The sequence below is a fragment of the Streptomyces sp. YPW6 genome (assembly GCF_018866325.1).
GTDB lineage: Bacteria > Actinomycetota > Actinomycetes > Streptomycetales > Streptomycetaceae > Streptomyces.
Genome location: NZ_CP076457.1, coordinates 5,327,064 through 5,351,417 on the forward strand (window position 1 = coordinate 5,327,064; position 24,354 = coordinate 5,351,417).

Genomic DNA, 24,354 nt, shown 5'->3' on the forward strand with positions numbered 1-24,354 from the left:
TCAGCCCTTTACTCCGGTCAGTGTGACGCCCTCGACGAATGCCTTCTGGGCGAAGAAGAAGACGGCGATCACGGGGGCCATGACCAGAACGGTCGCGGCCATGGTCAGGTTCCAGTCGGTGTGGTGCGCGCCCTTGAAGGATTCGAGGCCGTAACTGAGCGTCCAGGCGGCCGGGTTCTCCGAGGCGTAGATCTGTGGTCCGAAGTAGTCGTTCCAGGCGGCGAAGAACTGGAAGAGGGCGATGGCCGCGATCCCCGGCCTGGCCATCGGCAGGACGACCTTCACCAGGGTGCGGAACTCGCCGCAGCCGTCGACCTTCGCGGCGTCCAGGTACTCGTTCGGGATGGTCAGGAGGAACTGCCGCAGCAGGAAGATGGAGAACGCGTCGCCGAAGGCCATCGGGATGATCAGCGGCCACAAGGTGCCGGACAGGTCCATCTGCTTCGCCCAGAACAGGTACATCGGGATGATGACGACCTGCGGCGGCAGCATCATCATCGAGATGACGAGCATCAGCGACAGCTTGCGGCCCCGGAAGCGGAACTTCGCCAGCGCGTACGCCACCGGGATCGACGACACCACGGTCAGGACGGTGCCGAGGCCCGCGTACAGCAGGGTGTTGCGCCACCAGGTCAGAAAGCCCGGGGTGTTGAAGACCCGTTCGTAGTTGCCCCACTCCCAGGTGTCCGGGACGAGGTCGCGGGTCAGTGCCTGCTGATCGCTCATCAGCGAGGTCAGCACCACGAAGACGAACGGCAGCACGAAGAAGAGCGCGGCGGCGATCCCGAGGGAGTGCACGGCGATCCAGTGCAGCAGCGCCTTGCGGCGCGCGGTGCGGGCGGCGGCCGTCCGCGGGCCGCGGACGGGTGCCGGGGAAGGCGCGGGCGCGGTCGTGTCGAGGAGGTGGGTCATGGCTCAGTCACCGGCCTGGATCAGGTTGTTGCGGCCCCGCATCAGCAGGGCCGTGAAGGCCATGGCCAGGGCGAACAGGACGAGGGCGACGGCACAGGCGGCGCCGTAGTCGAAGCGCTGGAAGCCCAGGTTGTAGACGAGCTGCGGAAGCGTCAGTGTCGACTTGTCGGGATAGCCGGGTTCGAAGGACTGGCCGGAGCCGCCGATGACCCCGGAGGCGACCTTCCCGGCGACCAGCGGCTGCGTGTAGTACTGCATGGCCTGGATGACGCCCGTCACCACGGCGAACAGCACGATGGGCGAGATGTTCGGCAGGGTCACGAAGCGGAACTTCTGCCAGGCGGACGCGCCGTCCAGCTCCGCCGCCTCGTACTGCTCGCCCGGCACGTCCAGCAGCGAGGCCATGAAGATGACCATCAGGTCCCCGATGCCCCACACCGCGAGCAGGGTGAGCGCCGGCTTGGACCAGGAGGCGTCGTTGAACCAGCCGGGCGTCGGCAGCCCGAAGTCCCCGAGGATCGCGTTGACCGGTCCGGTGCCGGGGTTGAGGAGGAAGACGAAGGCGAGCGTCGCGGCGACCGGCGGGGCCAGGTACGGCAGGTAGAACAGGGTCCGGAAGACCCCGGCGCCCGTCTTGATCTTCGTGATCAGCAGCCCGATGCCGAGCCCGAACACGACCCGGCAGGTGACCACGACGAGCACCAGCCAGAGCGTGTTCCACAGCGACGGCCAGAACATCGGGTAGTCGCGGAAGACGTACGTCCAGTTCGTCAGCCCGTTGAAGGCGGGGGCGCCGAACCCGTCGTACGAGGTGAAGGAGAAGTAGACCGTCGAGACCATCGGGTAGGCGAAGAAGAGCGAGAACCCGATCAGCCACGGCGACATGAAGGCCGCGTTGCGCAGCGCCGACCTGCGGCGCTTGGCCCGGAGGGGGTGCGTCGTCATCGGACGCTACTTGGCCTTGGCGATGTCGGTGTCGATCTGCCGCGCGGTCTTCTCCAGACCCGCCTGGAGGTCCTTCACCGCGCCCTTCTCGTACTGGTAGCCGAAGTCCTGCAGGGTCAGCTGGTACGTGGCCCCGTTGACGGCCCCGTCGGAGGTGCTGGACTCCGGGTGCTGGGCGATGTCCAGGAAGGTCTGGAAGCGGGGGTCGAACTTCAGGTCGGGCGACTTGAGCGCCTCCAGGGTGGAGGGCACGTTCCGGATGCCGTTGGAGAAGTTGACGACCGCCTCGGTGTCGCTGGTCATGAACTCGACCAGCTCCCAGGCGGCGTTCTGCTTCTTGCTCGCCGGGGCGATGCCCACGATGGTGCCGGAGAGATAGCCCTTGCCGTAGCTGTCCGCCTCGTCGTCCGCGACGGGCATCGGCGCCACGCCGATCTCGAAGTCCACACCGGCGTCCTCGGCCATCCCGAGCCGCCACTCGCCGTCCAGCTGCATGGCCACCTGGCCGGTGTGGAAGGGGTGCTTCGCGCCCCACTCGTCACCGAAGGTGCCCCGGTACTTCTCCAGCCTGGTGTAGCCGCCGAGGCTGTCCACCAGCTTCTTCTGGTACGTGAACATCTCGGCGAACGCCGGGTCCTGGGCGATGTTGGACTTGCCGTTCTCGTCGAAGTAGGCGTGGTCCCACGAGGGCATGTAGTGGCTGACGACGGTCTCGTAGCCGTGGAAGTTCGGCATGAAGCCGAGCTGCTGGTAGGTGTCGCCCTTCTCCACCGTCAGCTTCTTCGCCACATCGGCCAGCTCGGACAGCGTCTTCGGCGGCGCGGCGATCCCGGCCTTCTTGAACGCGTCCTTGTTGTAGTAGAGGCCGTAGGCGTCGGTGAGCAGCGGCAGGGCGCAGCGCTTGCCCTCGAACTGGGTGTAGTCCAGCAGGACCTTCGGGAAGGTCTTCTCCAGGTCCAGCTTCGACTTCTCGATGAACGGCTTCAGATCGGTGAAGGCGCCGGACGAGCAGAACTTGCCGACGTTGGCCGTGGTGAAGGACGAGACCACGTCCGGCCCGTCCGAACCGCCCGCGCGCAGAGCCTGGTTGAGCTTGTCGTCGTTGATGTTGCCGGAGACCTTCACCGTGATGTTCGGGTGGGCCTTCTCGAACCGGTCGATGTTGTCCTGGACCGCCTTCACCTCGGCCGGCGCGCTCCAGCCGTGCCAGAAGTTGATGGTGGTCTTCGCGTTCGGGTCGTCGGAGGCGCCGGCCTCGGACTGGCCGGTACACGCGGTGGCGAGCACCGATATCGCGGCGACGGCGACAGCGGTGGTGGTGAGACGGCTGGTGCGCATGACAAAACTCCCAGGGGCGGGGAAGAGAGGCAGACGACGGGGACGGGGACGCGGAGGGGGTGGTTCAGCGCGAGGTGTCGAACACCTCGTCGCGGGTGTCGGCGAGCGCCCGCTCCAGGGCGCCGCGCAGGACGGGGGTGCGGTCGATCTCGCCGACCACCAGACGCGGCCGGGAGGCGGCCAGTTCGGCCAGTTCGGCCTGGATCAGGGAGCGCAGGGTCTCGCCGCCCGCGGCGACCGCCCCGCCGGAGAGCACGATCAGCCCGGGGTCCAGGACGGCGGTGACGGAGGCGAGGCCGGTGGCGAGCCGCTGGGCGTACTGGCGCAGCAGCTCGGTGAGAGCCTCGTCCTCCTCGTACGCGCCGGCCGCCCGCGCCAGCAGTTCGGCGGCGACCCGCGCGTACGGCTGCTGCGGGGTGTCGATGCCCAGCGCCTTCGCGAGCCGGGGCACCGCCTGGGCGCCCGCCAGCTCCTGGAAGCCGCCGCTGTTGGCCTTGACGACCTGGCGGACCAGCGGAGTGCCGGGCACCGGCAGGAAGCCGACCTCGCCCGCGCCGCCGGTGAAGCCGCGGTGCAGCCGGCCGTTGATGACGAGGGCGGCGCCGAGGCCCTCCTCGTTCCACAGCAGGACGAAGTCCTCGTGGCCGCGGGCCGCGCCGAGGCGCTGCTCGGCGACGGCGACGAGGTTCACGTCGTTCTCGTACTCGACCGGCATCGGCAGGAACGCGGCCAGTTCGTCCAGCAGGGTGGGGGAGTGCCAGCCGGGCAGATGCGAGGCGTACCGCAGCCGGCCGGTTCCGGGGTCGAACGCGCCCGGGGTGCCGATGACGATCCGGTGCACGTCCGCCCGGGTCAGCCCGGCGTCCTTGACCGCCCCGTCCAGCGCGTCGGCGACCTGCCGCACGACGCCGTCGGCGCGCCGCCCCGGGGTGGCCAGCTCGAACTGCCCGACGGTCGCGCCGGTCACGTCCGCGACGGCGGCGACGATGCGCTGCCCGTTCACGTCGAGCCCGGCGACATGGGCGGCGCGCGGGTTCACGGTGTAGAGCTGCGCGCTGGGCCCGGGGCGTCCCTCGCTGGTGCCGGTGGCGACGACGAGTCCGGCCGCCTCCAGGCGGGCCAGCAGCTGCGAGGCGGTGGGCTTGGAGAGGCCGGTCAGCTTGCCGACCCGGGTCCGGGAGAGCGGGCCGTGCTCCAGCAGCAGATCGAGGGCGGCCCGGTCATTCATGGCCCGCAGCACACGCGGGGTGCCCGGAGTGCCGGACGCGCCGGGTGAGCCCGGGGTGGTTCCGGCCATCGTGGATGCACCGCCCTCTGTCAGGAACGCACGTCCGCGACGCCGGTCGTGACGTCCGTCCGTGACTCTGTTAGGAAAGTTTCCTATTCGGTTGAGAGGACGGTAGGGCGCGGGTCACCCGGGCGTCAATGGGTGCCGCCCGTCCGGCAGCCAAAGTGTTACCCGCGACGCGGACGCCCCCGGCCGCGTTCCTGGGGGTCCAGGCGCGGCCGGGGGCGTCGGCGGGGGCGCCGCCTACGGCTTGTTCAGGTTCGCCGGCGGTATCGGGGTGGCCGCTATCGACTGCGGGGAGGTCGCCGAGGCGTACGCGGACGGGGCGGCGACCCCGGCGGTCGGGTCGGGGCCCGCGCCGTCCGCCTGGACCGGCAGGGTGCCGACCATCCGGATACCCGCGTCGTCCAGCGCCTGCTTGACGCGCCAGCGCAGCTCCCGCTCCACGCCGACCGCCTTGCCCGGCATCGTCTTCGCGGTCACCCGGACCGTCATCGAGTCCAGCAGGACCTCGTCCAGGCCGAGCACCTCGACCGGGCCCCACAGCTGCTCCGACCAGGGCTCTTCCCTCGTCATGGTCTCGGCCGCCGCGGTGATCGCCTTGCGGACCTGCTCCAGGTCCTCGGTCGGGCGCACCGTGACATCGACCCCCGCCGTGGACCAGCCCTGGCTGAGGTTGCCGATCCGCTTCACCTCGCCGTTGCGCACGTACCAGATCGCGCCGTTCTCGCCGCGCAGCTTGGTGACGCGCAGGCCCACTTCGATGACCTCGCCGGAGGCGACGCCCGCGTCGATGCTGTCCCCGACCCCGTACTGGTCCTCCAGGATCATGAAGACGCCGGAGAGGAAGTCCGTGACCAGGTTGCGGGCGCCGAATCCGAGCGCCACCCCCGCGACACCGGCGGAGGCCAGCAGCGGCGCCAGGTTGATCTTGAAAGCTCCGAGGACCATCAGCGCGGCGGTGCCCATGATCAGGAACGAGGCCACCGAGCGCAGCACCGAGCCGATCGCCTCCGAACGCTGGCGTCTGCGCTCCGCGTTCACCAGCAGACCGCCCAGCGCCGTGCCCTCCACGGCCTGGGCGCTGCGGTTCATCCGGGCTATCAGGTTGGTCAGGGCGCGCCGGATCAGATAACGCAGCGTGATCGCCACTGCGAGGATCAGCAGGATGCGCAGCCCGGTGCTCAGCCAGGTGGACCAGTTCTCCTCGACCCAGCCCGCGGCGTGCCCGGCCTGTTCGGCGGCTTCGCCCAGCGAGCCACCCGGATCGGGTGACGGGGCTGCGGCCAAGAGGACGGACAGCGACACGGCGGGGACCTCCTGGGGCGACGGCTGGTCAACAACATTAACGAAGCCGGGGGAGTGGATCGTTGCCGTCGCCGCAGGAGAGCCGGATCTCATCGGGAACACCTGTGCTGTGGCCGATCGCACAGCGCGGGCGGCCGCCCTGGTGAGCTACGTGTCCGGCGTCGCGGAGCGGGGCGCGGGGCGCCGGAGTGAGAAAAATCCTCCCGGCCCGTTACCCCCACGTGGTGGCGCTTTGACCAGGCATGAGGAGAGACTGAGATCGGATCGTCCCGGCGCGAGCCACGCGCCGCCGGCGTACAAGGAGGCATCCACCGTGCCGCACGTCCTGGTTCTCAACGCGTCGTACGAGCCGCTCGGCGTCGTACCGCTCCGCCGCGCGCTCGTCCTCGTCCTCGAGAACAAGGCCATCTGCCTCGAGGAGTCCGGCGCCTTTCTGCACAGTGCCACCCGTGCCGTGCCCGCACCCAGTGTGGTCCGGCTCAAGCGCTTCGTCCGGGTGCCCTACCGGGGACCCGTCCCGCTCACCCGGCGGGCGCTGTTCGCCCGGGACGGCGGGCGCTGCATGTACTGCGGGGCCGCCGCGACCAGCGTCGACCACGTCATCCCGCGCAGCCGCGGCGGACAGCACGCCTGGGACAACGTGGTGGCGGCCTGCCGCCGCTGCAACCACGTCAAGGCCGACCGCCACCTCCCCGAGCTGGGCTGGCGGCTGCGCCATCAGCCCGCCCCGCCGACGGGCCTGGCCTGGCGGATCATCGGGACCGGCCACCGCGACCCGCGCTGGCTGCCGTATCTGCAGCCGTTCGGCGCGGACGACGTGATGGCCCGGATCGACGGCGTGTCCGCCTAGGGGGTGTCCGCCGGGCAGGGCCCAGGTCCCCCCTGGGCCCCGCTGTCACCGGCCCTTCCCGTGCCCGGCCCCTCCCGTACGGCCCTCGCGCCGGTCCTCCTATCGGGGATCCGGCCCTGGGCTCCGCGTACGGGCTCCGGCCCCGGGCTCCCCGTACGGGCTCCGGCTCCGGGCTCCCCGTACGGGCTCCGGCCGCCGCCTCCCCCGTACGGCTCAGTCGTCCGCCACCGCGTACGCCTCCACCGACCAGAGCGAGTAGCCGTACTGCGTGGCCCGGCTCTCGCCCTGCACCCGGATGAACCGGGTGTCCTTCGCGTCCATCCGGACCGACTCGCGTCCGCCCCGGCCCTCCGCCACGGTCGCGGCGGTGCGCCAGACGCGGCCGTCGGCGGAGACCTGTATGCGGTAGCGGGAGGCGTACGCGTCCTGCCAGCTCAGCACCACCTGGCCCAGCCGCACCGGCTTCTCCAGCTCGGTCTGCCACCAGGCGTCGTCCTGGGCCGGCGAGGACCACCGGGTCTCGGGATCGTTGTCGGTGGCCGCCGACGCGGGGAAGTCCGGAGTCTCGTCACCGGACGAGGAGGCCTTCGCCGTACGCGCCAGATCCGGGCCGCCCGTACGCGGGAAGGCCCGCACGGTCAGCGTCGACTCCTGGCCGCCGAAGGCCAGCGGCACCTCGTACTCGCCCGCCGGGGTGTCCTTCGGGACGGTGATGTCCACGGGCACCTCCGTACGCGATCCGCGCGGCACGGTCGTCCGCTTCGGGACCCGCACCTCGATGCCCTTCGGGGCCTTCGCGGTGAGCTTGCCCGTGACCTCGGCCGGACGCCGGCCCGCCAGCCGCGCCGCGACCCGCTGGGGTCCGCCGCCGATCTCCGCGTCGGTCTCGCCGTGCTTCAGGTCGAGCGTGGCCGCGGGCTCGTCGCCGAACCACGGCACCAGCGCCCGCACCTGCGGGGTCCCCGCCACGACGGCGGGGGCGGCGGGCACGGTCGGGCTGAGATACGGCGGCCGGGCGGTCCGGGCGGCCTCCGGCACGGTCACCCGTACGGCGTCGGCGCGCAGCCCCTTCGCGGCGGTCTGGGTGAAGCCGCTCGGTGACAGCCGCCCGAGCGGCCGCCACCCCTCACCGGGCACCCGGGCCTCCACCACGGCGTCGGCCAGGGCCGCCCCGGGCTCGGCGAGCGCGGTGACGGCCTCCACCGGGCGGACCGTGCCCAGCTGGACCGTGTAGCTGTGGGCGTCCTTGGTGACGCGGCCCGAGGCGCGGTCGGTGCCGTTCCACCCGGCGGCCACCTTCTCCGCCCTGTCCAGGAACGGGTCCAGCACCCCCTTGCCGACCGTGGCCCGGCTCGCCTTGATCTCCTCGCGCAGCGGCTCCAGGGTCAGCTGGATGCGCCAGGCGGCGGCGCCGTCCCCGGCGGCCTGGGCCTGGAGCAGGTCCACCGCCAGCTCACCGGCCCGGCCGTACCGGGCCAGCTGCTCGGTCCAGGGGCGCACCTCGTCGGTCAGCCGGCCCTCCGCGGGGGTCTTCAGCCGCTCGGGGGCCTGCCGCATCACGGAGAACGCCGCGCGCAGCCCGTCCGCCGCCCGGTCGCGGCGGGAGGCGTCGGCACGGGTGCTCCAGAAGGCGTCGAGCAGGGGCTGGAGGTAGGCGGACTCCTCCGCGCCGAGCACCGAGCCCGCGCTGTTCCCGGCCAGGGCCAGCAGCGCGTCCCGGGCGGCGGCGTCCCCGCCCGCCAACTCGTCGATCGCCGCCCGCCACGACGCGGCGGGGTCGTAGCCCCTCGGGTTCCAGGCGAAGTCGGCGGCGGTGAACAGCGGGATGCGGGAGGCGGACGGCTGCTCCATCGCATTGGCCAGCAGCGCCGCCGAACCGCTCGCCACCGCGGGGTCCCGGCCGGTGTAGGGGCCGAGGAAGATGCGGTCCTGGGCGTAGTCGTTGACGGGGTAGTTGTCCATCGTCACCAGGGGGTGACGGAACGCGGCGCGGGCCCCGGCCAGCTCACCGCCGGTGATCTTCTTCGGGACCACCCCGACCCCCGTCCAGGCCACCTGCACCCGGTCGTCCAGCTCGGCCGCCAGCGCGGTGCGGTAGTCGGTGGCACCGTCCTGGTAGAACTCCGTCGGCAGGACGGACAACGGGGCCGCGTCCGGGTGCCGTTCCGCCAGGTGCCGGGCGAGGGCGCCCGCCACCCGGGCCTGGGCGCGGGCCGCGGCCTTCGGGCCGCTGCCGAAGGTCTCGGCGTCCAGGTCGCAGTGCCACTCGCTGTAGCTGACGTCCTGGAACTGGAGCTGGAAGACCCGCACGCCCAGCGCCCACATCGCGTCGATCTTCTTGGCGAGCGCCCGGACGTCCTGGTCGGATGCCATGCACATCGCCTGACCGGGGGAGACGGCCCAGCCCAGCGTGACGTGCTCGGCGCGCGCCCGCTCGGCCAGCGCCCGGAAGCCGGCCCGCTGCTCCGCGGGGTAGGGCTCGCGCCAGCGGGCCAGCCGGTAGGGGTCGTCGCCCGCCGCGTAGAGATAGCGGTTCTGCTTCGTGCGGCCCATGAAGGCGATCTGCGCGAGCCGCTCCTCGCGGGTCCACGGCTCCCCGTAGAACCCCTCGGTCATGCCCCGTACGGCGGTTCCCGGCCAGTCCCGGACCGTCACCCCGGCCACCGATCCGCCGGTGACCAGCTGACGCAGGGTCTGGACGGCGTGGAAGAGGCCGTCCCCGCCCAGTCCGTCCAGGGCGACGGTGGCCCGCCCGGCGACCTCGCCGACCGCGAGCCGGTAGCCGCCCGACGGCAGATCGGCCCGCTCGGGAGCACGCAGCGCCCGCAATGCCTCGCCGGCGCCCGTGCCGCCGAGACGGATCACGGGGCCGCGGCCGGGCAGGCTCTCGTGCAGGGTCCGGACGCCCGCCGAGCGCAGCAGCGAGCGCGCCTGTTCGACGGCGTACGGGTCGGCGTCCGGCGCGGCGACGAGCGTGGCCTCGGAGCCGAGAGGCACGGCGGGACCCGTGGTCCTCATGCTCTGCGGGCGGGGCCACACGGACGGCGTCGGCGCGCTGTCGGCACGGTCGGCGGTGCCGACGACGGGCCGGCCGGGATCGGCGGGGGCGGCCGTCGCCGACGGGGCCACGGAGACGGAGCCGATGAGTCCGCCGATCACAGCGGCGGCCACGGCCGTCGCCTGCCTTCTGCGCCCGATCCGCACGTCGCGTCCCCTTTTCCGTACGTACCCACTGCCCATGGCGGGCTCCGAGCCCACCACCCGGGCGCAAGGGTGTCAATGCGCTTGGCCGTTGTGCCGGAATTGCCGGAAAACGGGGCACCTCGTGCCCGGTGGGGCTGGTGTGGCGGACGGGAGTGGCTGAAAGCGGCTCATACCTGCCGTACGGGGGAACGAGATGTGACCCAGGGCACGTTGTACTCGTTGTCATAACGCCTGCATCACGTCCACGTCTGCCGAGGCGAGGCCTGGGTAGGTCTGCTGTGTCCTGTTCTCCATGGCCAGGAGGCCACCATGCCCGCAGCTGCGCAGCTTCTGCTCTCCGCCCTCTCCAAACAGGTGCCCAACCAGCCCGCTTCCGGGCCGCTGACCAGCGAACTTCCCCTGTCCGATGTCGCCCACCTGATCAGCGGGCCGCCGCTCGCCGATGTCTCCCTGCTGCTCGGCGAATCCTCGTTCGCCGATTCCGCGCCGCTGACCAGCGAGCCGCCGCTCGCCGATGCCACCCCTCTCACGAGCGAGCCACCGCTCGCCGCCGTCGCCCCACTGACCAGCGAGCCGACCGCACCCGGCACCGCAGGGGGCATGGAGTTCCCAGGAGTCTGAATGGGCTTGTCCCGGCTCGCCGCACTGCACGGTGTCGCCACCTCCTACTCCCCGTCGCCGGATGTCACGGTGTCCGTCCCCGACGACACGGTCATCGCCGTGCTCGCCGCGCTGGGCGTCGACGCCGGCACTCCGGAGGACGTACGGACGTGTCTCGCCGCCGCGGAGTCCCGCTCGCGCCTGCTGCCGCCGACCGTGGTGGTCTGGGCCGGCGAGCCCCTGCCGCCCGCTCTGGCGGGCCTTCCCTCCGGCTCGACCGTCACGGTCGAGCCGGAGGCGTCCGGGCCCCCGGGACGTTCCGGGGGCCGCCCGCCCGCCCCGCTGAGCATGCGGGCCCGGTCGGCGGCCCCCGCCGCGCCGATGGCGCCCGAGGAGGGCGGGGCCGCCGCCGCGCCCGTGACACCCCTGGAGAGGCCGCCGAGGGGCGGCTGCACCCCGGAGCGAGGAGGGCGCCGGCGCTCCCGTTTCTCCCCGGCGGAGAGTGACCTGTCCGCCGGTGCCGCCGACGCCCCGTCCGAGGCCCCGGCAGACGCCCCGGTCGCCGCCCCCGTTCCTCCCAGCCCGCAAGCGCCGCGTCCGCTGGTGCGCCCGCCGCCGCGTCCGCCGGTGCGGCCGACGCCCCGGCCGCCTCCCCGGCCGCCGCTCCCCGCCCGGCCCCGGCCGTGGGTGCCCCGTCTCCTGACGTGCCCGCCGCTCCCCTTCCGGCCTGGTGGATCCCGCCGCCCCACGGCGTCCACCGCATCCACGTCCGTACGCCGGACCACCGCCGGGCCACCGCCACCCTCGTCGTCGCCCCGCCCCGCGTGCCCCAGCCGGCCGAGCGCACCCACGGCTTCCTCGTGCAGCTCTACTCCCTGCTCTCCGCCCGCTCCTGGGGCATGGGCGACCTCGGGGACCTGGCGGACCTCGCCGCCTGGGCCGGGCGCAGCATCGGCTCCGGGTTCGTGCAGGTCAACCCGTTGCACGCGGCCGTTCCCGGGAAGCCCACCGACCCCTCCCCGTACCGCCCCTCCTCGCGCCGCTTCCCCGACCCGGTCCACCTGCACATCGAGTCGATCCCCGAGTACGGGCACGTCCGCGACCGGGCCGCCCTGGACGACCTCCGGCAGGACGCCGCCGCCCTCAGCGAGGCCGTGCTGAACAAGGGCGCCCTGATCGACCGGGACGCCGTCTGGGAACTGAAGCGCCAGGCCCTGGAGCTGATCGTCCGGGTGCCCCTCACCCCCGGCCGCCGCGCCGACTACTGCGACTTCCTGGCCGCTCAGGGACAGGCGCTGGAGGACCACGCCCTGTGGTGCGCCCTCGCCGAGGTCCACGGCCCCGACTGGCACTCCTGGCCCGAGCCCCTGCGCGATCCGCGGTCGCCCGGGACCGCCCGCGCCCGGTCCGAACTGCTCGACCGGGTCGACTTCCACTGCCGCCTCGCCTGGCTGACCGCCACCCAGCTCGCCGCCGCCCAGCAGGCGGCCGAGGACGCCGGGATGGACGTCGGTATCGTCCACGACCTCGCCGTCGGCGTGCACCCGGCCGGTGCCGACACCTGGGCCCAGCAGGAGGCCTTCGCCCACGGCATGTCCGTCGGCGCGCCGCCCGACGCCTTCAACGCGCGCGGCCAGGACTGGGGCCTGCCGCCCTGGCGCCCCGATGTCCTGGCCGCCACCGGCTACGCCGCCTACCGGGGCCTGCTGCGCGGGCTGCTGGCCCACGCCGGGGCCCTGCGCATCGACCACGTCATGGGACTCTTCCGGCTCTGGTGGGTTCCCGAGGGCCGCCCGCCCACCGACGGGACCTACGTCGCCCACGACGCCGAGGCGATGCTCGCCGTCCTGGTCCTGGAGGCCCACCGGGCCGGGGCCGTCGTCGTCGGCGAGGACCTCGGCACCGTCGCGCCCGGGGTCCGCGAGGCGCTCGCCCGGCGCGGGGTGCTCGGCACCTCGGTGCTCTGGTTCGAGCGCGACTGGGAGGGTGACGGGCGGCCGCTCGCCCCCGAGAAGTGGCGCCGGGACTGCCTGGCCACCGCCACCACCCACGACCTGCCGTCCACCGCGGCCCGGCTGACCGGCGATCACGTGACGCTGCGCCACCGCCTCGGCCTGCTCACCCGCTCCCTGGAGGAGGAACTGACCGCCGACCTCACCGACACCGCCGAGTGGCTCGCCCTGCTGGCCCGGCTGCGGATGCTCCCCGAGGGGGACGGCGACGAGGAGGCCGCCGTCCGGGCCGTCCACCGCTTCCTGCGGCGCACCCCCGCCCGGATGACCGGCGTCTGGCTCCCCGACACCGTGGGTGACCGCCGCCCGCAGAATCTTCCGGGCACCTGGGACCAGTACCCGAACTGGCGGCTCCCGATCGCCGATCCCGAGGGCCATCCGGTCACCCTGGAGGAGATCACCGCCTCGCCCCGGCTGCACGCGCTGATGGAGGTCCTCCGGCCTCGGACGCCTCGTACGGCACCCCCGGGCGAGCGCCGTCCCTAGGCGTTCGCTACGTTGGCACCGTGGACAAGAAGAACGCTATGCGCGCCGGCGTCGTTGCGGCCGGGACGACGCTGATGATGCTGCTCATGTCGGCCCCGGCGCTCGCGCTCACGCCCGACGACGGTGACGACCCGGCTCCGCGCCTGAGCGCGATCGAGACCATCGGTCTCTACGTGGTCGCGCCCATCGCCCTGTTCGTGGTGATCACGGCCCTGGTGATGGTCCTGGACAAGTCCAAGAAGCAGGTCTGACCCCGCTCACGTACACGACACGTTCGACGGGTGCGCCGCCGGTGAGATGCACCGCGCGGCGCACCCGTGCGTCCGGCGCCGGCCGGCCGACGGCCCCGCCCCGGCCCCGGACCGGCCCGCCGGGGAGCGCGAACGCCCGGTAGGTTGCGCCCATGACCGAGTGGGACGTCAAGAAGCTCCGCATCCTGCGCACCCTGCGCGACCGGGGCACGGTCACCGCGACCGCCGAGGCACTCCTGATGACCCCCTCAGCGGTCTCCCAGCAGCTCACCAATCTGGCCAGGCAGCTCGGCGTGGACCTCCTGGAGGCCCAGGGCCGCCGGGTCCGCCTCACCGACGCCGCCCACCTCGTCCTGCGCCACGCCGAGGCGGTCTTCGCCCAGCTGGAGCGGGCGGAGGCCGAACTGACCGGCTATCTGCGCGGCGAGGCCGGAGAGGTCAGGGTCGCCGCGTTCTCCACCGCCGTGCCCGCCCTCGTCGTCCCCGCGGTCCGGCTGCTGCGCGCCGGGGAGCGCCCGGGGCCCGACGTACGCGTCCGGGAGGCCGAGGCCGCCCAGGCGTACGAGCTGCTCACCACGGGCGAGGTGGATCTGGCCCTCTCCCTGGCCGCCCACGCGCCCACCGCCCGCGACCCCCGCTTCCGCCTCTTCCCGCTGCTGGCCGACCCGCTCGACGTGGCGCTCCCCGTCGGCCACCCGCTGGCCGACGCGCCCGGACTGCGTCTCGCGGACCTCGCCGCCGACCGCTGGATCTTCGGCGGCTCCGGACCCTGGTCCGAGATCACCACCGCCGCCTGCGAAGCGGCGGGCTTCGTCCCCGAGCAGGGCCACAGCGCCGCCGGCTGGACCGCGATCCTGGCCCTGGTCGAGGCGGGCATGGGCGTGGCGCTGGTCCCCCGGATGGCCGCCCGGGAGCGCCGCGAGGACGTGGTGATGCGGGTGCTGGAGGCGGACCGGCCGCGCCGCCACGTGGTGGCGGCCGTCCGGCACGGGGCGGAGAGCGGACCGGCGGTGGAGCGGGTGCTCGCCGCACTCACCGAAGCCGCTCGTTCGTTCAGCTGAACTGAACAATACCTGCGAAAACTTTCGATGGACCTGACGGGTCCGTCGGCGTCAAGGTGAGAGGCATGACCTTCGACGCGAGCGAGACCACATTCCAGGACCCCGACACCGACCCCCACGCCCATGACGCCGCGCCCTACGGCGGCGGCGACCCGTACGCCGACTACCGCGAGGCCGGCGACCTCCCCTTCACCGAGCTGGTCGACCTCGCCGACCGCCGCCTCGGCGCGGGCGTGATCGCCGCCAACGACGAGTTCTTCGCCGAGCGCGAGAACCTGCTGATCCGCGAGCGCGCCGTCTTCGACCCCGAGCACTTCGGGCACAAGGGCAAGATCATGGACGGCTGGGAGACCCGCCGCCGCCGGGGCGCGGACGCCGAACACCCCTTCCCGGATCCCGAGGACCACGACTGGGCGATCGTCCGCCTCGGCGCGCCCGGGATCATCCGCGGCCTCATCGTGGACACCGCCCACTTCCGCGGCAACTACCCGCAGCGCGTATCCGTGCAGGCCGCCTCCGTCGAGGGCGCCCCGGGCCCCGAGCAGCTGCTCGCCGACGACGTGAAGTGGGAGGAGATCCTCCCGCCCACCCCCGTACGCGGCCACGCCGCCAACGCCTTCGCGATCACGAGCGGCCGCCGTTACACCCACATCCGCCTCTGCCAGCACCCCGACGGCGGCATCGCCCGCCTCCGCGTGCACGGCGAGGTCGTCCCGGACCCGGCCTGGCTCGCCGCGCTCGGCACGGTCGACCTGATCTCCGTACTCAACGGCGGCTGCTACGAGGACGCCTCCGACCGCTTCTACTCCTCGCCCACCCAGATCATCCTGCCGGGCACCTCCCGCAAGATGGACGACGGCTGGGAGAACCGCCGCCGCCGGGTCCGCGACACCAACGACTGGGTGCGCTTCCGCCTCCCCGCCCAGGGCGCGGTCCGCGCCATCGAGATCGACACCGCCTACCTCAAGGGCAACTCCGCCGGCTGGGTCGCCCTCCAGGGCCGCAACGGCGACACCGGCGAGTGGTTCGAGATCCTGCCGCGCACCCGTCTCCAGCCCGACACCCTGCACCGTTTCGTGCTGCGCGCCCAGGCCGTCGTCACCCACGTCCGCCTCGACGCCTTCCCCGACGGCGGTGTGGCCCGGATGCGGCTGCACGGCACCCTCACGGAGTCCGGCGCGGCCGAGCTGACCCGCCGCTACGAGGAGTCGGGCGCCTGACCCGTGGAGCCTCCCCGCCCCCAGTCTCCGCCCGGCGGACGGTTGCGCATCGGCGCCCGCCCGCCGGGCGGTCTCCAGCGACCCCGGTGACCCGGCGGCTCAGGCCGCGTACGCCGTGAAGCGCAGTGTCTTGGCCAGCACCTGCCAGGTCGCCCAGGCGAACGCCCGGTTCGCCCCGTTGCAGAGGACCTCGCCGGTGCAGTCGGTGGGCCGGTCCTGCCAGGCCCGGACCGTCATCGTGTGGAAGCCGAGGGTCCGCGAGAACGCGAACCGGATGTGCATGCCCCGGCCCAGCTGATGGCCCGGCAGCGTGTTGATCTGGAAGAAGTCGTCCCCGATGTACTCGACCTCGACCGGGTTGCCGCCCAGCAGCTCGCAACGCGCCCCGGCCCGGATCCGCCCCGCACAGCCACCGCTGACCGGGAACAGCCAGAAGTGGTCGGTCAGCTGCCTCCGTACGGCCTCCGGCCCGGTGAACGGGTGCAGTCCCAGGGTGTAGCCGTACGTGTAGAGGTCGTAGCAGCCCGCCGGACCGGCCCGGCAGTCGGCGGGAGACACGGCGGCGGGCGCGGGGGAGGGGCCCGCCACCAGCCCCGCGCACAGGGCCAGCGCGACCGGCAGCGCGGCGAAGCCGGGCATCGACCCTCCCGTGGCCTGCCTCCGAGGACTGCGACGACCCTTCGGACGGTAGGCCACGGGAGACCCACCCGCGCGCCGACGTACGGCAATCGCGCGAGCGTACGGCGGACGCGCGCGTTCGTATGGCGCATGCGTGCAGGCGTACGGCAAATGCACGCGTACGTACGGCGAACGCGCGAGCATACGGCGGACGCGCGTGGCCGTACGGCGCATGCCCGCGGAGGAACGCCGGAGGGGCGCCCCCTCCGCCGCGGCGAAAGGGGCGCCCCTCCGGGAACGCGGGTCAGGCCGTGGCCGCCGCCGCGTCCGCCGCCTGGGCCTTCAGGGCGCGCTCCACGCCGGACCGCGACTCCGACATCAGCCGCCGCAGGGCCGCGCTCGGCTCGGCCGAGGCCAGCCAGGCGTCGGTGGCGTCCAGCGTCTCCTGCGAGACCTGGAGGGCCGGGTAGAGGCCCACGATGATCTGCTGGGCCATCTCGTGGCTGCGGGAGTCCGAGACGTCCTTCACCGAGGCGAAGTACTTCTCCGCGTACGGGGCCAGCAGCTCACGCTGGTCCGGCTGGACGAAGCCGCTGATGACCGCCTCCTGGAGTGCGTTGGGCAGCTCGCCGGACTCCACGACCGCGGCCCACGCCCGCGCCTTGGCCTCCTCGGACGGCTGGGCCGCCCGCGCGGAGGCCGCGTGCCGCTCGCCCGCCGCCGTCCTGTCCCGCTCGTACTCGGCGGCGATCTCCTCCTCGTCCAGCAGCCCGGCCGCGGCCAGCCGCTGCACGAACGCCCACCGCAGCTCGGTGTCGACGGCCAGGCCCTCGATCGACTCGGTGCCGTCCAGCAGCGACTGGAGCAGGTCCAGCTGCTGCGGGTTGCGGGCCGTGGCCGCGAAGGCGCGCGCCCACGCCAGCTGGTGGTCGCTGCCCGGCTCCGAGGCGCGCAGGTGCGCCAGCGTCGCGTCGGTCCACTGGTTGAGCGCGCCCTCGCGGGTCTCCGGGGCCGCGTACAGGTCCACCGCCAGCTTCACCTGGCGGTGCAGCGACTGGACGACGCCGATGTCCGACTCCTTGCCGATGCCCGAGAGCACCAGCGCGAGGTAGTCACGGGTCGCCAGCTCGCCGTCGCGCGTCATGTCCCACGCCGAGGCCCAGCTCAGGGCGCGGGGCAGCGACTCGGCGAAGTCGCCCAGGTGCTCGGTGACGACCCGCAGCGACTCGGCGTCCAGGCGGACCTTCGCGTACGACAGGTCGTCGTCGTTGAGCAGGACGACCGCCGGACGGGCCCTGCCCACCAGGGCGGGCACGTCGGTGCGCTCGCCGTCGACGTCCAGCTCGATCCGGTCGGTGCGCACGAGCCTGCCGTCCGCGTCGAGGTCGTAGGCGCCGATGGCGATCCGGTGCGGGCGCAGCGTCGGCTCGCCCTTGGCGCCGGCGGGCAGCGCCGGAGCCTCCTGGAGCACGGTGAACGAGGTGACGACGCCGTTCGCGTCGGTCTCGATCTCCGGGCGCAGGATGTTGATCCCGGCCGTCTCCAGCCACGCCTTCGACCAGGTCTTCAGGTCGCGCCCGGAGGTCTTCTCCAGCGCGCCCAGCAGGTCGGACAGGCGGGTGTTGCCGAAGGCGTGCGCCTTGAAGTACGCCTGCACGCCCTGGAAGAACGCGTCCTTGCCGACGTACGCCACGAGCTGCTTGAGGACGGACGCGCCCTTGGCGTACGTGATCCCGTCGAAGTTGACGAGGACGTCGTCCAGGTCGCTGATGTCCGCCATGATCGGGTGCGTCGAGGGCAGCTGGTCCTGCCGGTACGCCCAGGTCTTCATGGAGTTGGCGAACGTGGTCCAGGAGTGCGGCCACTTCGAGCCCGCCGCGTCCGCCTGGCAGGCGATCGAGGTGTACGTGGCGAACGACTCGTTCAGCCAGAGGTCGTTCCACCACTCCATCGTCACGAGGTCGCCGAACCACATGTGGGCCAGCTCGTGCAGGATGGTCTCGGCCCGCACCTCGTACGCCGCGTCCGTCACCTTGGAGCGGAAGACGTACTGGTCGCGGATGGTGACCGCGCCCGCGTTCTCCATCGCGCCCGCGTTGAACTCCGGGACGAAGAGCTGGTCGTACTTGGCGAACGGGTACGCGTAGTCGAACTTCTCCTGGAACCAGTCGAAGCCCTGCCGGGTCACGGCGAAGATGTCGTCCGCGTCCAGGTACTCCGCCAGCGAGGGGCGGCAGTAGATGCCGAGCGGGACGGTCTGGCCGTCCTTCTCGTACGTGCTGTGCACCGAGTGGTACGGGCCGGCGATGAGCGCCGTGATGTACGTCGAGATCCGGGGCGTCGGCTCGAACGCCCAGACGTCGTCCTTCGGCTCCGGCGTCGGCGAGTTCGAGATGACCGTCCAGCCGGAGGGCGCCTTCACGGTGAACCGGAAGGTCGCCTTCAGGTCCGGCTGCTCGAACGAGGCGAACACCCGGCGGGCGTCCGGGACCTCGAACTGCGTGTACAGATAGGCCTGGTCGTCGACCGGGTCGACGAACCGGTGCAGGCCCTCGCCGGTGTTGGTGTACGAGCAGTCGGCGACGACCTTCAGCTCGTTGGCGCCCTCGCGCAGCCCGGCCAGAGCGATCCGGGAGTCACGGAACACGGCGGCGACGTCCAGCGCCTCACCGTTGAGCACCGCCTCGTGAACGGCCGGGGCGACCAGGTCGATGAAGGTCTCCGCACCGGCCTCCGCGGAGTCGAAGCGCACGGTGGTCACGGACCGGTAGGTGCCGCCCTCCTGCGCTCCGGAGAGGTCGAGATCGATCTCGTACGCGTCCACGGTCAGCAGGCGCGCCCGCTCCTGTGCCTCTTCGCGGGTCAGATTCGTGCCAGGCACGCGGTCATCTCCTAGGTGTGCGAATTGATATGCGGCGTTTCCGGCCATCCTTCCACGTACCGAGCTCCCAGCGCGATGTCCGTTTTCCGCCGGACGCGGACGGCTCCGGGGGAGAGGCTCGGACCATGACCGCATACGAGCCCAGTCCCATCGCCCCCGAGACCCTCGACGAACTCCGCGCCGCCGACGACGCGGGCCGCCCCTGTCTGCCGTTCACCGTGGTGGACGGCGGCGACCCCCTCCGCTGCTGCCTGCGCGGGAGCGAGCCCGGCGAGCTCATCGCCCTCGTCTCCTACGCCCCGCTGCGCCGCTGGGCCGCCGCGACAGGAGCGAGCCCGGGGGCGTACGACGAGCAGGGCCCGGTCTTCATCCACGCCGAGGCGTGCGCGGGCCCGGACCCGGAGCGCGAGGGCTACCCGTTCTCTCGCCCCGGCGCCCTCCGCGCGGTGCGCCGCTACGACGCACGGGGCCTGATCGTCGGCGGGCGGCTCCTGGAGATCCCGGCCGAGGCGGAGAAGGGGTTCGACGCCGCTCTGGACGAGGCGTTCGCCGACCCGGAGGTGGCGCTGGCGCACGTGCGGGCCGTGGAGCACGGGTGCTTCCACTTCGAGGTGCGCCGGGGCTGAGCCGGTACGCACGGGGCGGCCACCGGTGTACACCGGTGGCCGCCCCCTCGTCGGTACGCGAACGGCCGCGGTCAGCCCTTGAGCTCGGCCGCCACCAGCTCCGCGATCTGCACGGCGTTCAGCGCCGCGCCCTTGCGGAGGTTGTCGTTGGAGACGAACAGCGCGAGGCCGTTGTCCACCGTCTCGTCGACCCGGATGCGGCCGACGTAGCTGGCGTCCTTGCCCGCCGCCTGGAGCGGCGTCGGGATCTCGGACAGCTCGACGCCCTCGGCGTCCTTCAGCAGCTCGTGGGCGCGCTCGACACCGATCGGGCGGGCGAAGCGGGCGTTGATCTGGAGCGAGTGGCCGGAGAAGACCGGGACCCGGACGCAGGTGCCGGAGACCTTCAGCTCCGGGATCTCCAGGATCTTGCGGGACTCGTTGCGGAGCTTCTGCTCCTCGTCCGTCTCGAACGAACCGTCGTCCACGATCGAGCCCGCCAGCGGCAGCACGTTGAAGGCGATCGGACGCTGGTAGACGCCGGGCTCGGGGAAGTCCACGGCCTCGCCGTCGTGGACCAGCTTCTCGGCGTCGGCGACGACCTTGGACGCCTGGCCGTGCAGCTCGGAGACACCGGCGAGCCCGGAGCCGGAGACGGCCTGGTAGGTCGCGACGGTCAGCGCTTCGAGACCGGCCTCGGCGTGCAGCGGACGCAGCACCGGCATCGCGGCCATCGTGGTGCAGTTCGGGTTGGCGATGATCCCCTTGGGGCGGACCTTGGCCGCGTGCGGGTTGACCTCGGAGACGACGAGGGGGACCTCGGGGTCCTTGCGCCAGGCGGAGGAGTTGTCGATCACCACGGCGCCCTGGGAGGCGACCTTCTCGGCCAGCGCCTTCGAGGTCGCGCCGCCGGCGGAGAACAGCACGATGTCCAGGCCGGTGTAGTCGGCCGTGGAGGCGTCCTCGACGGTGACGTCCGCGTCCCGGAAGGCGATCGTGGAGCCTGCGGACCGGGCGGAGGCGAACAGCCGCAGCTCGTCGACCGGGAAGTTCCGCTCGGCCAGGATCCTGAGCATGACTGTGCCGACCTGACCGGTGGCGCCGACGATTCCGACCTTCACGAGGACTCCTCTGTTCTGTACACCTGTGCGTCTGTGCGGTCCGTATACCGCTCCATGATGCGTATGTCCGGGCCTGCCTTGTCCAATCCATTGTCCGACCTGCGGACTCTGCCCGCGAGGGCCGCAGATTCTGCAACGCCCGTGTCTGCGTGGGGAAACATCTGCGGCGGTCCGGGCCGGCTGTGACGAGGAACACGCACGGCGGGGCGGGTGCTCGTGAGAGCGCCCGCCCCGCCGCCGTACCGCAGGTCGTTACGGCGTGACCTTCTCGATCACGACGCTGCCGGTGCCCGCGGCGGTGCCGCGCGCGTTGACCAGCTGGACCTCGCCGAAGAACTGGCGGCCCTCGGGAGCCGCCCCGGCGACCACGACCTCGGCGCCGACCTGGGCGGACGCGCCGTTGGCCAGGTTCACCGCCTTGGACGAGTCGACCTTGATCGTGCCGAGCGACGCCGCGTAGTACACGTCGCGGTAGTCGTACGTGGTCGACCCGGCCGGGACCGAGTAGCCCTCGACGACGACGGTGTACGTGCCCGCGGCGGGCTTCACCAGGCTGACCGCCTCCTCGGAACCGGCCGAGGTGGCGCTGCCGACCTGCGTGGCGCCCCGGAAGACGTACAGGTCGAGGTCGGCGTTGGCGTCCGACGTACCGCCGATGGCGAAGTCGAGCTTCTCGACGCCCGCCCCGATGGTCACCGTGGTCTCACGGGTCTCACCGGTGGAGATCGACGGCTTCGCCACCTTGGCCGAGCCCAGCGAACCGCCCTGGAGCTTGCCCTGGAGGTCGGCGGCGGTGTTGGTGACCGTCCAGTCGACCGCGGCCGGAGCGCCGATCTTCGCCTCGGCGATGGTGCGCACCGCCGGGTCGAAGACCGCGCCGAGCAGCGAGACGTCCAGCTTGTACGGGTTGTCCAGCAGCGGCGACGTACGGCGCGACTCGACCTCGATCTCCCACACGCCGGGCTGCGGGTCCTTGTAGGAGCGCGTGTCCGGGCGGCAGGTGTTGGACGGGTTCTCGTAGTTCGGGTAGCAGTAGATCGTGGAGGTCGGGTCGACCGGCGTCCCGTACGGGTGCAGGGCGATGAACCGGGTCTGGCTGCCCGAGCGCAGCGCGCTGAGGGCGATCTCCAGGGTCTTCGCGCCCTCCGGCACGTTCACGAAGTACGACGTGGTGCCGTTGCGCTGCACCGAGCCGGACGTCTTGTAGGCGTAGCCGGGCTGCTTCAGGTCGTGGGCGACGACGACCGTGGTCATGATCTGGTGGTCGACGCCGGAGGTCTTCTTGTCGTCGACCCGGAGGATGGCGCTGTGCACCCCGGCGGTCTTCGCCTTGGCCTTGACCTTGACCTTGACCGGCGTGCCGAGCGGCAGCGAGACGTACTTCGGGCTGCTGAGCCGGAAGGTGCCGTCGTTGTTCTTCCACGTCAGCTTGTGCTGGACATCGCGGTCCGGGCCCGTGGTGCGGGTGACGACGACGTCGTAGACCTTGGTCTCGCCGACCTTCAGGCCGCCCTCGCGGTCGTAGAGGCCGGTACCGAAGCCCGGGTCCTTGAGCGCGAAGTCGATCGCGGTGTCGACCGGGGCCTTCACCGAGAACTCGTGCGCGGGCTTGCCCTGCTTGGCGATCTGCTTCCAGGCCTTGACGATGTTGATCAGACCGGAGCCCTGGGCGTGCGCGGGCACGTCCTTGATGTGGCGCGCGGTGCTGGTCAGCGCGGTCCGCAGGTCGGCCGGGGGAAGCTCGATGCCCTTCTGCTTCGCCTTCGACAGCAGCAGCGCGGCAGCACCGGCGGCCTGCGGGGAGGCCATCGAGGTGCCCTGGAGCATGGAGTAGCCGGCCGGCAGGCCGTAACCCGCCTCCTTGACCGGACCGCCCGGCGCCCAGGTCTGGGTGGTGTTGATGGACGCACCCGGCGCCGAGATGATCGGCGTGAAGCCGCCGTCCTCACGCGGGCCGCGCGAGGAGAAGGGCAGCATGTCGTACTTCTTGGTGACGCGGGAGCCGTAGTTGGCCGCCCAGGTCTCCTTGGAGATCGACGCGCCGACCGAGATCACGTGGTCGGCGAGCGACGGGTCGCCGATGGTGTTGAGCCCCGGGCCGCTGTTGCCGGCCGAGATGACCAGCTGCACGCCGTAGATGTCGATGAGCCGCTTGTACAGCTCGGCGCGGGCGTTGTTGCCGTCGTTCAGCGGCGGCAGGCCGCCGATCGACATGTTGACGATGTCGACGCCGCGGTTGACGACGAGGTCGATCATGCCCTCGGTCAGCGCGATGTTCGTGCAGCCGCCGGACCAGGTGCAGGCGCGCGAGGAGACGATCTTGGCGCCGGGGGCGGCGCCGTTCATCTCGCCGCCGAACAGCCCGTTGGCCGCGGTGATGCCCGCGACGTGCGTGCCGTGCGAGCCCTCGATGACTCCGATGTTGACGAAGTCGGCCTTGGCGCCCGCCGCGTTGTAGACGACGTTCTTGCGGGTCTCGACGACGAACGGGATGCGCTCGACGACCGGGGTCCGCGGGTCGTCCTCACCGAAGTAGGAGACCTGGAACTTCTCCTTGTACGGCTTGAGCACCTTGTCGTCGGAGAAGTCCGCGTTGCTGTTCAGGTCGACCCGCGTGGTGCCGGTGACCGGGTCGTACAGCACGCCCCAGACGTCGGTGGTGTCACCGTCGCGGTTGAGGTCGCCCGCCATGTCGCCGCCGGTGGTGGCCGACTCGGCGAACGTGGCGAACTTGTAGCTGCCCGCGGGGGCCGCGTACGTCTTGCCGCCGGACGTGAACGCCGGGCCGCTGACGGACTCGGTCATCCGCAGCCAGGTGCCGTCGCCGTCGCTGACCGGGTCGGTGGCGGTGACCCAGTCGACGATCTTGCGCTCGCCGGTGGTGGTCTTCCGCAGGGCCGGGTGGCCGAGGTCGACGCCGGAGTCCAGGATGCCGATGGTGATCCCGCGGCCGTCGGCCTTCGGGTTCTTCTTGACGAAGTCGACCGCACCGGTCTCGAACGACGGGTTGTACGGGTTCTTCGCCGGGGTCTTCCTGTCCGGCCCCGCGTAGCTGCCCGTGGCCTTCGGCTGCTTGGCGCCGGCGGCCCGGTCGGCCTGGGGCGTCGGGTCGTCCAGCTTGATCTCCTGCTTGAGATCGATGCCGAGGACGGACGAGAGCTTGGAGGCCGCCTTGATGGTGGACTCGGCGCTCTTCGTCGGGACCGTCGCCCGGACGTAGCCGAGCTTGTCGTAGGTCTGGCCGAGCACGGAGCCCTTGACGGAGTCCAGCTGCTTGCTGACCTGCTCGGTCGCCCCGGGGGTGGTGGCGACCATCATGGTGATGTTCTTCTCGCCCTTGGCCTCGGCCTTCGCCAGGACATCGGCGTCGGCCTTGCCGAGCTTGTCGCCCCGGTCGCTGGTGGCGGCCGGTTTGACGGGCGCCGGAGCCGGGTCGTCGGCGGCGAAGGCCGGAGCGGCGCCGGACGCGGTGAGAGCGGCCGCGAGGCCCGCCGCGGCCGCTATGCGGGCCGCTCGTCTGGCGCCCGGTATGGAACTGGGGGATTCCTTGGTCATCAGCATCCCTGTAAGTGAAAGAGAGAGTCCGGAATTCGGTACCGGATGACCGCTCACCCTGTCGTAAATGACAGAGGTTTGTGGAGAGTTGACGGAGAC

General features: G+C 72.2%; 19 protein-coding genes. 8 read left to right on the forward strand and 11 right to left on the reverse strand.

Translation table 11 applies throughout. The annotated features are described in order from the left end of the window. The 5 genes from KME66_RS23495 to KME66_RS23515 all read right to left on the reverse strand — a co-directional run bounded on the left by KME66_RS23495 (position 1) and on the right by KME66_RS23515 (position 5,791). Positions 1 to 912 (reverse strand): carbohydrate ABC transporter permease, encoded by a 912-nt coding sequence (locus KME66_RS23495; protein WP_216325630.1) that lies wholly within the window; start codon positions 910 to 912, stop codon positions 1 to 3. Positions 913 to 915: 3 nt separating this feature from the next. After that, positions 916 to 1,857, reverse strand: coding sequence for a carbohydrate ABC transporter permease (locus tag KME66_RS23500; RefSeq protein WP_073216601.1), 942 nt, complete (start codon positions 1,855 to 1,857; stop codon positions 916 to 918). Positions 1,858 to 1,863: 6 nt separating this feature from the next. Continuing rightward, a complete protein-coding gene (locus tag KME66_RS23505) occupies positions 1,864 to 3,195 on the reverse strand; it encodes an ABC transporter substrate-binding protein (RefSeq protein WP_216325633.1) in 1,332 nt (443 codons plus the stop codon). Between the two features lie 64 nt (positions 3,196 to 3,259). Beyond that, positions 3,260 to 4,492, reverse strand: a complete 1,233-nt coding sequence (locus KME66_RS23510; RefSeq protein ID WP_073216607.1) for an ROK family transcriptional regulator — start codon at positions 4,490 to 4,492, stop codon at positions 3,260 to 3,262. Positions 4,493 to 4,726: 234 nt separating this feature from the next. Next, positions 4,727 to 5,791, reverse strand: coding sequence for a mechanosensitive ion channel family protein (locus KME66_RS23515; protein WP_216325636.1), 1,065 nt, complete (start codon positions 5,789 to 5,791; stop codon positions 4,727 to 4,729). Between the two features lie 313 nt (positions 5,792 to 6,104). Here KME66_RS23515 and KME66_RS23520 point away from each other — a divergent pair, with 313 nt between their 5' ends. Further along, a complete protein-coding gene (locus tag KME66_RS23520; RefSeq protein ID WP_006124472.1) occupies positions 6,105 to 6,641 on the forward strand; it encodes an HNH endonuclease in 537 nt (178 codons plus the stop codon). A 213-nt stretch (positions 6,642 to 6,854) separates the two neighbouring features. On the opposite strand, the gene KME66_RS23525 is transcribed toward KME66_RS23520, so the two are convergent. Beyond that, positions 6,855 to 9,845, reverse strand: a complete 2,991-nt coding sequence (locus KME66_RS23525; RefSeq protein ID WP_216325639.1) for a beta-N-acetylglucosaminidase domain-containing protein — start codon at positions 9,843 to 9,845, stop codon at positions 6,855 to 6,857. A gap of 309 nt (positions 9,846 to 10,154) precedes the next feature. On the opposite strand from KME66_RS23525, the gene KME66_RS23530 reads away from it, so the two are divergent. After that, positions 10,155 to 10,466: a hypothetical protein gene (locus KME66_RS23530; protein ID WP_073216617.1), complete on the forward strand. Its 312-nt coding sequence runs from the start codon at positions 10,155 to 10,157 to the stop codon at positions 10,464 to 10,466. Between the two features lie 44 nt (positions 10,467 to 10,510). Here the strand turns inward: KME66_RS23530 and KME66_RS34120 are convergent, their stop codons facing one another. Further along, a complete protein-coding gene (locus tag KME66_RS34120; protein WP_253208456.1) occupies positions 10,511 to 10,900 on the reverse strand; it encodes a hypothetical protein in 390 nt (129 codons plus the stop codon). Positions 10,901 to 11,149: 249 nt separating this feature from the next. Between KME66_RS34120 and malQ the strand changes: the two genes are divergently transcribed. From malQ to alc, 4 genes are all read left to right on the forward strand, one after another. Beyond that, positions 11,150 to 12,943 (forward strand): 4-alpha-glucanotransferase, encoded by a 1,794-nt coding sequence (gene malQ / locus KME66_RS23535; protein ID WP_253208457.1) that lies wholly within the window; start codon positions 11,150 to 11,152, stop codon positions 12,941 to 12,943. A gap of 38 nt (positions 12,944 to 12,981) precedes the next feature. Continuing rightward, positions 12,982 to 13,194, forward strand: coding sequence for a hypothetical protein (locus KME66_RS23540; RefSeq protein WP_010070706.1), 213 nt, complete (start codon positions 12,982 to 12,984; stop codon positions 13,192 to 13,194). A 152-nt stretch (positions 13,195 to 13,346) separates the two neighbouring features. Next, positions 13,347 to 14,255 (forward strand): LysR family transcriptional regulator, encoded by a 909-nt coding sequence (locus KME66_RS23545; RefSeq protein ID WP_073216623.1) that lies wholly within the window; start codon positions 13,347 to 13,349, stop codon positions 14,253 to 14,255. Between the two features lie 65 nt (positions 14,256 to 14,320). Then, positions 14,321 to 15,475: an allantoicase gene (gene alc / locus KME66_RS23550; RefSeq protein WP_216325642.1), complete on the forward strand. Its 1,155-nt coding sequence runs from the start codon at positions 14,321 to 14,323 to the stop codon at positions 15,473 to 15,475. 99 nt (positions 15,476 to 15,574) lie between these two features. Here the strand turns inward: alc and KME66_RS23555 are convergent, their stop codons facing one another. Together KME66_RS23555 and pepN are read right to left on the reverse strand one after the other, a co-directional pair. After that, positions 15,575 to 16,114 (reverse strand): hypothetical protein, encoded by a 540-nt coding sequence (locus KME66_RS23555; protein WP_073216630.1) that lies wholly within the window; start codon positions 16,112 to 16,114, stop codon positions 15,575 to 15,577. Positions 16,115 to 16,397: 283 nt separating this feature from the next. Then, the gene (gene pepN, locus KME66_RS23560; RefSeq protein ID WP_073216633.1) at positions 16,398 to 18,974 is read right to left on the reverse strand and encodes an aminopeptidase N; all 2,577 of its coding nucleotides are present in this window, start codon (positions 18,972 to 18,974) and stop codon (positions 16,398 to 16,400) included. A gap of 125 nt (positions 18,975 to 19,099) precedes the next feature. Here pepN and KME66_RS23565 point away from each other — a divergent pair, with 125 nt between their 5' ends. Continuing rightward, positions 19,100 to 19,600 (forward strand): DUF1203 domain-containing protein, encoded by a 501-nt coding sequence (locus KME66_RS23565; protein WP_216325645.1) that lies wholly within the window; start codon positions 19,100 to 19,102, stop codon positions 19,598 to 19,600. A gap of 71 nt (positions 19,601 to 19,671) precedes the next feature. Here the strand turns inward: KME66_RS23565 and KME66_RS23570 are convergent, their stop codons facing one another. Beyond that, positions 19,672 to 20,700, reverse strand: coding sequence for an aspartate-semialdehyde dehydrogenase (locus KME66_RS23570; RefSeq protein ID WP_073216639.1), 1,029 nt, complete (start codon positions 20,698 to 20,700; stop codon positions 19,672 to 19,674). 89 nt (positions 20,701 to 20,789) lie between these two features. On the opposite strand from KME66_RS23570, the gene KME66_RS34580 reads away from it, so the two are divergent. Next, positions 20,790 to 20,963, forward strand: coding sequence for a hypothetical protein (locus KME66_RS34580; RefSeq protein ID WP_367303645.1), 174 nt, complete (start codon positions 20,790 to 20,792; stop codon positions 20,961 to 20,963). On the opposite strand, the gene KME66_RS23580 is transcribed toward KME66_RS34580, so the two are convergent. Continuing rightward, on the reverse strand, positions 20,953 to 24,261 hold the full coding sequence (locus KME66_RS23580; protein WP_216325648.1) for a S8 family serine peptidase: 3,309 nt from the start codon (positions 24,259 to 24,261) through the stop codon (positions 20,953 to 20,955). The genes KME66_RS34580 and KME66_RS23580 overlap by 11 nt on opposite strands. Between the last annotated feature and the right edge of the window lie 93 nt (positions 24,262 to 24,354).